At 65.6% G+C, this 12,886-nt stretch carries 12 protein-coding genes; 10 read left to right on the top strand and 2 right to left on the bottom strand.

The features are described from left to right. Positions 1–12: 12 nt before the first annotated feature. Genes WC739_RS04800 through WC739_RS04785 form a run of 4 tightly spaced genes read left to right on the top strand, consistent with a single transcriptional unit; the run spans position 13 to position 3,306 of the window. The gene (locus WC739_RS04800) at positions 13–894 is read left to right on the top strand and encodes a branched-chain amino acid ABC transporter permease (protein ID WP_372951873.1); all 882 of its coding nucleotides are present in this window, start codon (positions 13–15) and stop codon (positions 892–894) included. Further along, the gene (locus WC739_RS04795; protein ID WP_372951872.1) at positions 891–1,853 is read left to right on the top strand and encodes a branched-chain amino acid ABC transporter permease; all 963 of its coding nucleotides are present in this window, start codon (positions 891–893) and stop codon (positions 1,851–1,853) included. Before WC739_RS04800 ends, WC739_RS04795 begins: the two co-directional genes overlap by 4 nt. After that, positions 1,850–2,575, top strand: coding sequence for an ABC transporter ATP-binding protein (locus WC739_RS04790; protein ID WP_372951871.1), 726 nt, complete (start codon positions 1,850–1,852; stop codon positions 2,573–2,575). The genes WC739_RS04795 and WC739_RS04790 overlap by 4 nt, the downstream gene beginning before the upstream one ends. Continuing rightward, positions 2,572–3,306 (top strand): ABC transporter ATP-binding protein, encoded by a 735-nt coding sequence (locus tag WC739_RS04785; protein ID WP_372951870.1) that lies wholly within the window; start codon positions 2,572–2,574, stop codon positions 3,304–3,306. The genes WC739_RS04790 and WC739_RS04785 overlap by 4 nt, the downstream gene beginning before the upstream one ends. Here WC739_RS04785 and WC739_RS04780 read toward each other — a convergent pair whose 3' ends face one another. Then, positions 3,307–4,701, bottom strand: coding sequence for a sodium:proton antiporter (locus WC739_RS04780; RefSeq protein ID WP_372951869.1), 1,395 nt, complete (start codon positions 4,699–4,701; stop codon positions 3,307–3,309). Positions 4,702–4,759: 58 nt separating this feature from the next. Next, positions 4,760–5,374, bottom strand: a complete 615-nt coding sequence (gene pncA, locus WC739_RS04775; protein ID WP_372951868.1) for a bifunctional nicotinamidase/pyrazinamidase — start codon at positions 5,372–5,374, stop codon at positions 4,760–4,762. A gap of 255 nt (positions 5,375–5,629) precedes the next feature. Here pncA and WC739_RS04770 point away from each other — a divergent pair, with 255 nt between their 5' ends. The 6 genes from WC739_RS04770 to WC739_RS04745 are packed head-to-tail and all read left to right on the top strand — an operon-like array spanning position 5,630 to position 12,859. Further along, a complete protein-coding gene (locus WC739_RS04770; protein WP_372951867.1) occupies positions 5,630–6,493 on the top strand; it encodes a xanthine dehydrogenase family protein subunit M in 864 nt (287 codons plus the stop codon). After that, entirely contained in the window at positions 6,490–9,402 is a 2,913-nt protein-coding gene (locus WC739_RS04765) for a molybdopterin-dependent oxidoreductase (protein WP_372951866.1), read from the top strand. Before WC739_RS04770 ends, WC739_RS04765 begins: the two co-directional genes overlap by 4 nt. Further along, on the top strand, positions 9,399–10,940 hold the full coding sequence (locus WC739_RS04760) for a 6-hydroxynicotinate reductase (protein ID WP_372951865.1): 1,542 nt from the start codon (positions 9,399–9,401) through the stop codon (positions 10,938–10,940). The genes WC739_RS04765 and WC739_RS04760 overlap by 4 nt, the downstream gene beginning before the upstream one ends. Beyond that, a complete protein-coding gene (locus WC739_RS04755) occupies positions 10,940–11,824 on the top strand; it encodes a UPF0280 family protein (protein ID WP_372951888.1) in 885 nt (294 codons plus the stop codon). The genes WC739_RS04760 and WC739_RS04755 overlap by 1 nt, the downstream gene beginning before the upstream one ends. Continuing rightward, positions 11,817–12,401, top strand: coding sequence for an amino acid synthesis family protein (locus WC739_RS04750; RefSeq protein ID WP_372951864.1), 585 nt, complete (start codon positions 11,817–11,819; stop codon positions 12,399–12,401). Before WC739_RS04755 ends, WC739_RS04750 begins: the two co-directional genes overlap by 8 nt. Further along, a complete protein-coding gene (locus WC739_RS04745; protein ID WP_372951863.1) occupies positions 12,398–12,859 on the top strand; it encodes a MarR family winged helix-turn-helix transcriptional regulator in 462 nt (153 codons plus the stop codon). Before WC739_RS04750 ends, WC739_RS04745 begins: the two co-directional genes overlap by 4 nt. The last annotated feature ends 27 nt before the right edge of the window (positions 12,860–12,886 follow it).

The raw sequence follows: 12,886 nt of genomic DNA, 5'->3' as shown, positions 1-12,886 counted from the left end.
GGTGCGTAGCCCATGCACTTCGGACCTCACCTCCTCCTCGCCGCCCTCGAAGGCCTGGTCACCTCCGCCGTGCTGGCGCTGACGGCGCTTGGGCTGTCGCTGGTGTTCGGCGTGATGCGGGTGGTCAATGTCGCGCATGGCGAGTTTTTCATGCTCGGCGCGGTGCTTGCCTGGGCGATCACCACGGCGGTCGGCGGCCACCCGGCGCTCGGCTTCCTGGCGGCGTTGGTGATCGCGCCGCTGATCGTCGGCGCCATCGCCCTGGTCGCAGAGCGGCTCGTCTTGCGCCGGCTCAACTACAATCCGGAAGCCACCATCGTTGCCACGATTGGCATGCTCTACATCATCCAGCAGCTGGCACTGACCTTCTACGGCCCGGAAGCGCGCCCGGTGGAGCCGCCTTTCACCTATCGCATCCTTTTGCCCTGGTTCGGCTATTCCGGCTACAAGCTGTCTGTCATCGCCGCTTCCGCGCTGCTACTTGTCGCGACATGGCTGGTGCTGACGCGCACCAGGATCGGCCTCGTCATGCGCGCTACGCAATATGACAGCGAGACGGCGCAGGCCTTCGGCATTGCGGTCGACCGCGTCTATGGCGGCGTCTTCGCGCTCGGCGCCATGCTTGCGGCGGTCGCCGCGGTGCTGATCGTGCCGATCAGCCAGGCGCACTATTTGATGGGGCAGGACCCGCTACTGCTCTCCTTCATCGTCGTCATCATAGGCGGCCTCGGCTCGCTGCGCGGCACCGTCGTCGCCGCCTTGCTGATCGGCATGTCGGACGGCATCATCTCGATGTTCTTCTCCCCGACCCTGGCCAAGATCATCGCCACGCTGCTGGTCGCGATGGTGCTGGTGTTCCGCCCCCAGGGCCTGTTCGGGACCGCGGCGCGATGAGCGAGGCTTCGCCTGTTAAAGCCTATGCCCTGCATGCCGCTGTCATTACACTGCTGTTCGTGCTGAGCTTCCTGTTGCCGGCTTACTATCACGGCCTGCTCGCTCGCATCATGCTGCTGGCGGTGTTCGCCATGGGCTACAACATGCTGTTCGGCTATGTCGGCCTGCTCAGCCTCGGCCATGCCATGTTCTTTGCCGCCGGACTCTATGGCGCCGGCCTTGCCGTCATCCATCTGGGCTGGAGCGTGCCCTTGGCCTTTCTCGGCGGGATTGCCTGCGGCGCGGCCCTGGCGCTCGCCATCGGCCTGTTGGCGCTGCGCACCACGGGCGTCGCCTTCATGATCGTCACCATGATGTTCGCCCAGGTCTTTTATCTCGTCGTCCTCTACTTCGCGACCTGGACCGGCGGCGACCAGGGCATGGTGGTGCCGCAGCCGGCGCGCGTCCTCGCTTTCGGTGCGACCTCACTCGATCTCACCGATCCGACGGTCCGCTACATGACGGCGCTGGCGCTGTTCTCGGTCGTGCTCCTGATCACCTTGGCCATCGTGCGTTCACGGTACGGCCGCGTGCTGGTCGCCATCCGCGAGAACGAGGAGAGGACGAAGATGCTGGGCTACAACACCTTCTCCAACAAGCTTGCCGCCGTGGTCGTCTCCGGCACCATCTGCGCCGCCTCGGGCGCCGCCTATGCGCTGCTGTTCGGCTATGTCGGGTCGAGCTTCGCCTCGGTACAATATTCGATCCTGCCGCTCCTGTGGGTGCTGCTCGGAGGTGCGGCCACCACACTCGGGCCGCTGGTCGGCACGCTGTTCATGTATTATGTCACCGACGTCACCAGCGGCTATACCTCAGCCTATCTGCTGATCGTCGGCATCGCGCTCATCGCGCTGGTGCTGTTTTTTCCCAAAGGCATCCTGGGCAGCCTGCGCCAGCGCTGGCTCGGGTGGCTGCCATGACGCCGCTTCTGACGACAAGGGGGCTGTCGCGCGATTTTGGCGGCCTGCGCGCGGTCGACAGCGTTGATTTCACCCTGATGCCCGGCGAAATCCGCGCCGTCATCGGTCCCAACGGCGCGGGGAAGACCACCTTTGTCAGCCTGCTCAGCGGCCGCATCCAGCCGTCCGCCGGCATGATCGTCTTCGACGGCGCCGATATCACCAGCCTGCCGGCCTATGCCCGCGTCCGCATGGGCATTGCCTACACGTTCCAGATCACCAGCATTTATCCCAACCTGTCCGTCTACGCCAACGTTGCACTGCCCGTGCAACTGACGATGCGGCATGGCCCTTCCCCGAGCGCGATACAGCCCGCTGTCATGGCCGCCCTCGAACGAACCGGCCTCGCCGACCGAGCCGACATGCCGGCCGGGCAGTTGTCCTATGGCCACCAGCGCCTGCTGGAAGTGGCGATGGGCCTGGCGCTGAAGCCGCGCCTGCTGATCCTCGACGAACCGACGCAGGGACTGGCCGACAGCGAGATCGACAATTTCATTGTCCTGGTGCGCGAGATCGCGGCGAGCGCCACCGTGTTGCTGATCGAGCACAACATGCCGGTCGTCATGCAACTCGCCGATCGCATCACCGTCTTCAACTTGGGCAAGATTCTCGCCGAAGGGACGCCGGAAGCAATCCGCGAGAACGCGGCGGTGCAGGAAGCCTATCTGGGGACCGCCCCATGACCGGGATGAACACCGGCACTCCAAAGGCCAAAGCCCTGACGATCTCGGGACTGGACTGCTTTTATGGCGAGGTCCAGATACTCCACGGCCTCGACCTTGTGCTCCACAAGGGTGAGGTGCTGTGCCTGTTTGGCCGCAACGGGGCCGGCAAGACGACGACGCTGAAGGCGATCATGGGGCTGGTTCCGGCCCGCGCCGGCTCGATCAAACTCGCCGGCCAGGAATTGACCGGGCTGCCCGCGCATGAGGTCCCGAAGGCGGGCGTCGCCTATGTGCCGCAGGGCAGGCGGCTGTTCGCCGAGATGACGGTGGCGGAGAACATCGAGATCGGGCTGATGGCGCGCCGCAAGGGCAAGGCCGTGCGGGAAAATGTCCTCGACCTCTTTCCATTGCTGCGCCACAGGTTGCGGCAACGCTCCGGCACGCTGTCGGGCGGCGAACAGCAGATGCTGGCCATGGCCCGCGCGCTCTGTCTGGAACCACAGGTGCTGTTGCTGGACGAGCCGACCGAAGGGCTGATGCCGTCGATGATCGCCAAGATCCGCGAGACGGTGGCGAAACTGCGCGACATGGGTGTCTCCACCATCCTCGTCGAGCAGCGCGTCGATGCGGTGCTGTCGGTCGCCGACCGAGTCTCGTTCATCGAGAACGGCCGCAACCGCGAGACGGTCGATGTCGAGGCACTGCGCGCCGACCCCTCGGCGGTCCGGCGCTATGTCGGCGTGGGCTGATCAGCCGAAGAACAGAAAGCCCGCAACCAGGAATGTCGGAATCAACACCAGCCCGGACCAGAGCATGTAGCCGAAGAAGCCAGGCATGCTGACGCCGCTCTGCCTGGCAATCGCATAAACCATGAAGTTGGGCGCGTTGCCGATATAGGTGTTGGCGCCCATGAACACGGCGCCGGCGGAAATCGCCGCGAGCGTCGAGGCAAATTCGGTCATCAGATGCTGGGGATCGCCGCCGGCGAGCTCGAAAAACACCAGATAGGTCGGCGCGTTGTCGAGGAAGGACGACAGCGCACCGGTCAGCCAGAAATAGGCGAGGTCGTTGGGCGTGCCTTGCGCGGAGGTGACGAGCGCGACCAGTGGCGCCAGCGCGCCGTCATGGCCGGCCCTCAGTATGGCGATGACCGGCACGATGCAGATGAAGATGCCGGCAAACAACTTCGCCACCTCTGCGATCGGTCCCCAGTTGAAGCCGTTCGCCTTGCGATACTCCTTGCGCGAGACAGCGAGCGAGACAAAGGCCAGCGCCAGGATGATGGCGTCGCGCACCAGGTTCTGCAGTTCCAGCGTCACGCCTTGGATCGAGACGCTGACCCCGGGCTTCCAGGCGGCCGAGAGCAGGATGGCGGCGATGACGCCCGCGAGCAACGGGATATTGGGCAGGCCGCGGATTCGGATCTTCGAATGCGGTGTCGGATCCTTGATCTTCGGCGCGCCGTCTTCGCGCCGATGCAGGATGATGTCGAGCGCCAGGAAAGCCGCCAGCACGACGCCGCCGACAAACAGCGTTTCCCGATATAGGTTCGTGGTGGTCCAGAAGAAGTCGACCCCGCGCAGGAAGCCGACGAACAGGGGCGGGTCGCCGAGCGGTGTGAGCGAGCCGCCGATGTTGGAAACCAGGAAGATGAAGAAGACAACGACATGGGCGTTGAACGGCCTGTTATCGTTGGCGCGGATGATCGGCCGGATCAGGATCATCGAGGCGCCGGTGGTGCCGATGACCGAGGCCAACAGCGCCCCAACCAGCAGCAGCCCGGCATTGACCAGCGGCGTGCCGTGGATGTTGCCGGCGACCAGGATGCCGCCCGAAATGGTGAACAGAGCGAACAGCAGGATAATGAAGGACATGTATTCGGTGAGCAGCGCGTGCAGCACCGCCTCGACCGCAGAGGGAAGGCCGAAGGCAAGCGCCAACGGCACGATCACCAGCGCCGCCCACAGGGCCGCGATCTTGCCGTAGTGATGTTCCCAGACATGGTGGAAGAGCAAGGGCCCGGTGGCGATCGACAGCAACAGGCCGGCGAAAGGCAACGCCCACCACAGTGGCATCGAGGCGCCGGGAAGGCCATGTTCCTCCGCCGCGAAAGCTTCCGGAGGAGCCACCATGACGATAGCCATGGCGGCGCAGGCGCAGGTCACGGTTCGCCAAAAAGCCCGCTTGGTACCCACGGTCCGGTCAGTCCGCCAAATGGTCTTCAAGTGTGACGCCGGCGTCGCGCATGCGATGCAGCATCGTCTCGAGCGAGCCGTTGAGATCGATGCCGCGGCAAGCGTCGAGCCGCACCGTGGTCTTGAAGCCGTGGCTGACGGCGTCCAGCGCCGAGAAGGCCACGCAGAAGTCGGTCGCCAGGCCGACCAGGGTCAGCGTGTCGATGCGGCGCTCCTTGAGATAGCCGGCGAGGCCGGTCGGTGTCGTCCGGTCGTTTTCGAAGAAGGCCGAATAGCTGTCGATGGCCGGGCGAAATCCCTTGCGGATGACGAGCTCCGCCTTGGTCCAGGCAAGGCCCGAGTGAAAATCCGAGCCAAGGCTTCCCTGGATGCAATGGTCCGGCCACAGGGTCTGCGGGCCATAGGGCATGTCGATCGTCGAATATTGTGGCAAGGCGGGATGGCTGGAAGCGAAGCTCGAATGGCCGGCAGGGTGCCAGTCCTGCGTCAGCACGACATGGTCGGCGTGGCGGATCAGGTCGTTGACCAGCGGCACGATCTCGTCGCCTCCAGTCACGGCCAGCGCGCCACCCGGGCAAAAATCGTTCTGCATGTCGATGACAACAAGCGCGTGGTCGGCCATGCGGCTTTCTCCCTCTCAGTCTCGATGCCGCTGTCGCGACCGGAGGCAGAAACTTGACCAGATGGCCGGCTGCGTCAACCTCTTAAGGCATAACAAAGGCACAACAAGTGCGTGGCGCCCGAACCTTGGCAAACTCGGGCTTTGACAATTTCCGCCGGCTTGATATCATTTGCATACGAATGAGTTTACCGGCGCCGATGCGGCGAAGGCTTTCCAAAGATCGGTTCTGGAAGGCTTCTTTCTGGAAGGCAAAGCGTGATCCGTTACGCGAAACCCACCACGGTCGACGAGGCGCTCGCGCTGCTTGGCGAGGGCGCCTGGCGCATCCTTGCAGGCGGCACCGATTTCTATCCGGCACAAGGCTCCAAGCCGTTCCGCGACAACGTCTTAGACATCAACGGCCTCGCGGCGCTACGCGGCATCAGCGAGACGGACGGTCATTTCGTCATCGGCGCGCGCACGACGTGGACCGACATCATTCGCTACCCCTTGCCGGCGGCCTTCGATGCGTTGAAGCAGGCGGCGCGGGAAGTCGGTTCGCAGCAGATCCAGAATGTCGCTTCGATTGCCGGCAATCTCTGCAACGCCTCGCCGGCCGCCGACGGCGTGCCGGGCCTGCTGGCCCTCGATGCCGAGGTCGAGCTGCGGTCGGCCGCCGCCACCCGGCATGTCCCGCTGCAAGACTTCATTCTCGGCAATCGCCGCACGGCCCTGCGTCTGGGCGAGCTAGTCACGGCAATCCACGTGCCGAAATCCTCCGCCTCCGGAAGGTCAGCCTTCGTCAAGCTCGGCGCGCGGCGCTACCTCGTCATTTCCATCGCCATGGTGGCTGCACGGCTGGTCGTGGACAACGGCATGGTGACGCAAGCCGCGATAGCCGTCGGCTCCTGTTCGGCGGTGGCCAGGCGCCTTGCCGGCATCGAGGCCGCCCTGCTTGGCCTGCCGTCCGACCACAGGCTCGTCGCGGCGGTCCTGGCCGCACCGATAGGTGAGCTGTCACCGATCGCCGATGTGCGCGGCAGCGCCGAATACAGGCTCGACGCGGTCCGCGAACTCGTCGCCCGCGCCGTGCTGACGGCCTCTGGTCAGACGAGCGACCAGCAAATGGTGGCGGCATGAACCGGGTATGGCCCGACGTCGGTGAAACGCTGTCCAACCTGGCGGGCCAGCCGGGTCTCGGCTGTGAGCACGCCGACATTGCCTTCGAGGTCAACGGCGCCGCCATCTCGGTCAACGTGCCGCCGCTGCGCCGGCTGTCTTCCGTGTTGCGTGACGAATTGCGGCTGACCGGCACCAAGGTCGGCTGCGACGCCGGCGATTGCGGCGCCTGCACGGTGCTGGTCGACGGCGAGCCCGTCTGCGCCTGCCTGATGGCGGCGGCTTCCGTCGCAGGGGCATCGGTTACGACGGTCGAGGGGCTGGCCAATGACCGGCTATCGGCGCTGCAGGCCTCCTTCCTCGCCCATGGCGCGGCACAATGCGGCATCTGCACGCCGGCCCTGCTGGTCGCGGCGACCGCCTTGCTGGACAAGACGCCCAGGCCGACCGAGGAAGAGGTGCAGGACGCTCTGGGTGGCATTCTGTGCCGCTGCACCGGCTACCGGAAGATCATCGCGGCGGTGATGGATGCCGGGCGGTTCGAACTGTCGACCGACCGCGCTGCCCCTCATCCGCCTGCCGGCACCTTCTCCCCGTATAGTGACGGGGAGAAGGGAGAAGCTGCAACGGATATTGATCGTAGGATGCCAGTCTCCGGCAGTGCCGTAGGCTCCTCCCCTGTCCGGCTCGACGGCATCCCCAAAGTCACCGGCGACGAAAAGTTCGGCGGCGATTCCTTTCCCGCCGATGCGCTGGCCGTGCTGGTGGTCCGCTCGCCGCATTATCACGCGACGTTCGACTTTGGCGACCTGGAGGGCTGGGCAAGGGCTCACCCCGGCATCGCCGGTGTCTTCACCGCTGCCGACATTCCGGGCAAGAACTGTTTTGGTGTCATCGGCCCATTCGCCGACCAGCCGGCGCTGGCCGAAGGCTTTGTCCGGCTTCGCGGCGAGGCGGTGGCTCTGGTCGCCGGCGAGCGCGAGGCGATGCTCGATCTCGATCTGTCGGAATTCCCTGTACGCTGGAGCGAGTTGCCGCATTTGCTCCATACCGCCGAAGCGCAGGCCGACGGCGCGGCACTGATCCATGAGAACCGTCCCGACAATCTGCTCACCTCAGGCTTCGTCGAGCGCGGCGATCCAGAGGCAGCGCTTGCCGGTGCGGCGTTCACGGTCTCGGGCGCCATCGACACGTCCTATGTCGAGCATGCCTATATCGAACCGGAAGCCGGCCATGCCTATCTCGATGGCGACACGCTGGTGATCGTTGCCTGCACCCAGGCGCCCTACATGGACCGCGACGAGACAGCCAGGCTGCTTGGGCTTGCCGTCGACAAGGTGCGCATCGTTCCGACCGCGACCGGCGGCGGCTTCGGCTCCAAGCTCGACGTGTCGCTGCAGCCGCTGATCGGCCTTGTGGCGTTGAAGACGGGGCGGCCGGCGGCTCTCACCTATACGCGCAGCGAATCAATGATGTCGACCACCAAGCGCCATCCCGCCGAGATGAGGGCGACTATCGGAGCCGATGCCGATGGCCGTGTCACCGGCATGGTCTTTAGCGGCGATTTCAACACCGGCGCCTATGCCAGCTGGGGTCCGACCGTGGCCAACCGCGTGCCGGTGCATGCGTCTGGTCCCTATGCGACGCCGAACTACCGCGCCGTGGGCCGCGCCATCCACACGCACGGCCCCATCTCCGGTGCGTTCCGTGGCTTCGGTGTGCCGCAGGCGACGATCATGCAGGAGACGCTGTATGACGAGCTCGCCGGCAAGCTCGGCATCGACCGGCTCGACTTTCGCCTGAAGAACTGCCTTCGGGACGGCTCCGAAACGGTCACGGGGCAAAGGCTGGAGTCGGGCGTCGGCATCGCCGAGTGCCTGGAGGCGCTGCGGCCGCATTGGGAGCGTGCCAAGACCGACACGGATGCATTCAATTCTTCTCATACGTATAGAAAGCGCGGTGTCGGTGTCGCGTCCTGCTGGTATGGCTGCGGCAACACCTCGCTGCCCAATCCGTCCACCATTCGGGTGGGCATCGCGGCCGACGGCACGGTCGTCCTGCACCAGGGCGCGGTCGACATCGGCCAGGGTTCCAACACCGTCATCGCGCAGATCTGCGCCGACGCACTCGGCCTGCCGCTGGACAGGTTTCGCCTGAAGAGCGCCGACACGGCTATCACCCCGGATGCCGGCAAGACCTCGGCGTCGCGCCAGACCTTCGTCACCGGCAAGGCGGCGGAGAAGGCGGGCCGCGCCTTGCGCGACAGGATCCTGCGTTTCGCCAATGTTTCGGAGAATGCATCCTTGCTGCTCGAAGGCCAGGCGCTGGTCATCCGCGAGGGCGAAGCGACCCGCCGCATCGATCTCTTCTCCCTCGAGGTGGATGCGGACGGCTTCGTCTTCCGTGCCGAGGAGACCTACGATCCTCCGACGCTGCCGCTCGACGCCAAGGGCCAGGGCAAGCCCTATGCGGTCTATGGCTATGGCGCGCAGATCGCCGAGCTGGAAGTCGACCTCAAGCTCGGCACGGTGAAGCTGATCAAGATCACCGCCGCGCATGATATTGGCAAGGCGATCAACCCCTTGCTGGTCGAAGGCCAGATCGAGGGCGGCATCGCGCAGGGCATCGGCATGGCGCTGATGGAGGAATATATCCCCGGCCGCACCGAGAATCTGCACGACTATCTGATCCCGACGATTGGCGACGTGCCGCCGATCGAGACCATTCTGGTCGAGGTCCCGGACCCGGAAGGCCCGTTCGGCGCCAAGGGCCTGGGCGAGCATGTGCTGATCCCGACGGCGCCGGCGATCCTCAACGCCATCCGGCACGCTACCGGTGTTCTCATCACCAAGGTTCCGGCGACACCGACGCGGATTCGCGCTGGTATCCGGGAAAAAGATGGCATCCGCGCGAAGGAGGCAGGCGCATGAGCGAGCTTGCCGAACGCTTCGAGACCCATGATCCCGGCGAGAAACTGCTGGCCGAGAAGATCCGCTGCGATGCCTGTCCGGTCATGTGCTACATCGCCGATGGCCGCACCGGCGCCTGCGACCGCTACGGCAATGTCAGCGGCCGCATCGTGCGCATGGACCCGCTGACCATCCTCGATCATGCCGCCGAAAGCGGCGCCCCGTTGGTGCCGTTCACCGCCGAGGGAGAGGCGTGGGACGGCGAGTTGCTCAATACCGGCCGTCGCTTTGTCACGGCAATAGGCGCCGGCACCACCTATCCCGACTACAAGCCGGCTCCGTTTATCGTCAGCCAGGAGGTGGAGGGCGTCGATCTCGTTACCGTCGTTACCGAAGGCATCTTCTCCTACTGCGGCGTCAAGGTGAAGATCGACACCGACCGTCATATCGGGCCCGAGACAGCTGTCGTGCGCGCGGCGGGCGAGGCGATCGGCCATGTCACGACGGGCGAATACGGCTCGCAGATGCTGTCGCTGGGCGGCGTGCATCATCTGACCGGCGGCTCGAAGGCGGAGGGCCGCGCCACCTGCGATGCCCTGCTCAATCTGTGCAACCGCAAGCCCGTCGAACTGACCATCGACGGCGGCGCGACGATCATCGTCGAAGCCGGCAAACCTCCTGTCATCGACGGCAAGGCCGAACACCGTATGCGCGTCGGCTGTGGTTCGGCCACCATCGGCATGTTCGCCACGCAATGGCGTGGGCTGGTCGACGAAGTGGTGGTGGTCGACGACCACATCACCGGCGTCGTTTCCGAGCACCAGGCAGGCAAGGTGCTGGACTGGCAGGACACGGGCATCAAGATCATCGGCCGCCGTTCGACGCCGGGTCGCTATTTCAAGGTGTCCGAGCCCGGCCTCGGCTGGGGCGGCACCAGCATTTCCGATCCGTTGTCGATCCTCGGCGAATGGAATGCCAAGAAGGGCGCGCGGCCGGGCCTGTCGCTGCTGATGGTTTCGACCACCGGCGAGCAGTTCGCCTATTACGAACTCGATGACGCGTTGAAGCCGGTGTGGAAGCCTTTCCCCGAGCGGCTGCGAAAGTCGGTGGAACTGATAGAGGACAATTGCGAGCCGGCCCTGTGCACGGTCCTCTTTGTCGGCGGCGCGGGCGGTTCGCTGCGCGCCGGCGTCACCGAAAATCCTGTCAACCTGACCCGCTCGGTGCAGGGCCTCAAGACCTATGTGACGGTCGGCGGCGCGCCAACCTATGTATGGCCGGGCGGCGGCATCACGCTGATGGTCGATGTTATCAGGGTGCCGGAAGGCGCCTTCGGCTATGTGCCGACGCCGGCGCTGGTGGCGCCGATCGAGTTCACCCTGCGGCGCGATGATTATATCAGGCTCGGCGGCTACGAGGCCGAAATCCGCAGTGTCGACGATATCGTTGCCAAAGGTGGCGAATACCTCAATCCGCGCCGTGGCACGGGCGCGCCGGACGGCAATCCATGGCCGCCGCTGGCGCAGTTGCGGCGCGCCGGCCCGAACGGGGCCGGATGATGGACGGACCGCGGGCGCAGTGGCTGCAGGACGGCAAGCGTCTGCATCTCAACCACGGGCCGATCGACCTGATCGTCCAGGTGTTTGGCGAGGCGCAGGAATGCCGCCTGGCCTATGAGCAGGCGGTGGCGCGGTTCCAGACGATCCTGATGGAGCTGGTCGAGGAGCTACCCGAATTGCGGCTGCCGGCGTTCTTCCTGGCGCCGCGCAGCTTCGCCGGCCCGACGGCCCGCCGCATGGAAGCGGCCGTCATGCGCCTGGCCGAATGTTTCATAACCCCGATGGCCGCCGTCGCCGGTTCTGTAGCCGACGAAATGCTCGCCGCGCTGCTCGCCGGTCGCAGGCTCGATCGCGCCTATGTCAACAATGGCGGCGATTGCGCCCTGCATATCGGCAGGGGTCAGTTGATGGGCCTGGCGGTTGCCGGCACCGGCAACGGCTTGGCCGACCGGATCACGATCCGCGCCGAAGATGGCGTCCGCGGCGTCGCAACAAGCGGCTGGCGCGGCCGCTCCTTCTCGCTTGGCATTGCCGACGCCGTCACCGTGCTGGCGCGGACCGGCGCCGAGGCGGATGCGGCGGCGACGCTCATTGCCAACGCGGTAGACCTGCCTGGGAATCCCGCCATCAGGCGCACCCCCGCACATGAACTGTCGCCCGACACGGATCTCGGCGCGCGGCTGGTGACACAAGGCGTCGGCACGCTTGCAGCTGGCGAGGTGGCGCGGGCATTGGACAATGGCCTCGCGGTCGCAGAGGATTTTCGCCGGCGCGGCCTGATTGCCGGGTCGGCACTGTTTCTTGGCGGTGAAGCGCGCATCAGCGGCTCGATCACGCTCGCCGCGCCCAACAAAACTCCGAAGGAGGAAGTCGTCCATGCCTGAGTTTCCGATCCGCAAGATCGCGGTGCTGAGCGAAGAGATCTTTCACGACGGCGGGCCAGTCGCCAAAGTGCCGCGCCGTCGCGCCGCCGCCATGGCGCTGGTCAGGAACCCGTTCGCCGGGCGCTATGTCGAGGAGTTGCAGAGCGCCATGGAGGATCTCAAGCCGCTTGGGCTGCTGCTCGCCGACCGGCTGATCGCGGCACTCGGCGGCGACGTGAAACAGATCGACGGTTACGGCAAGGGCGCCATTGTCGGCACGGCGGGTGAGCTGGAACATGGCGCGCTCTGGCATGTGCCTGGAGGGTACGCCATGCGCGAGCGGCTCGGCGACGCCAAGGCCATCGTGCCTTCGGCCAAGAAGGTCGGCGCCTTGGGGTCGCGGCTGGACGTGCCGCTCGGCCATATCAACGCCGCCTACGTGCGCGGCCATTTCGACGCCATGGAAGTCGGCATCAGTGACGGTCCGCGCCCCGACGAGATCCTGTTCTGCCTCGCCATGACCTGCGGGCCGCGCGTGCATGACCGCATGGGTGGATTGGCGGCCCAAGACATCAAGGCCTGGGACGGGCTGCGGTGAGCGGCGAGGACAATCTGCTCAAGCTGGTCGAGGCCGAAGAGCCCGACGAAAACGACTATCGCCTGCAGGAACAGGTCGGCTTCATCCTGCGCAAGGCGCACCAGCGCCATGTCTCGATCTTCGCCGCGCGTATCGCCGACCTGACGCCGCCGCAGTTCGCAGCACTCGCCAAGCTGCGCGATGTCGGCGAGACGTCGCAGAACCAGCTCGGCACGCTGATCGCCATGGATGCGGCGACGGTCAAGGGCGTGATCGACCGGCTGAAGGCGCGCGGCCTGGTCGAGCTTTCCCGCCACGAGGTCGACAAGAGGCGGCTGCTGGTCAATCTGACCGCCGAAGGCCGCGACGCGGTCGAACGGCTGATTCCACTTGCCCGCGAGATCACCCAGGAAACACTGGCGCCGCTCTCGGCCCGGGAGATCGCCACCTTCATGAAACTGCTGGCCAAGCTGGCCTGAGCCGTCACGATCGCCTGACGTGACCTC

The sequence above is a fragment of the Mesorhizobium sp. genome (genome assembly GCF_041661565.1).
In the GTDB taxonomy this organism is placed as follows: domain Bacteria; phylum Pseudomonadota; class Alphaproteobacteria; order Rhizobiales; family Rhizobiaceae; genus Mesorhizobium.
This window is presented reverse-complemented; position numbering and strand designations above follow the sequence as displayed.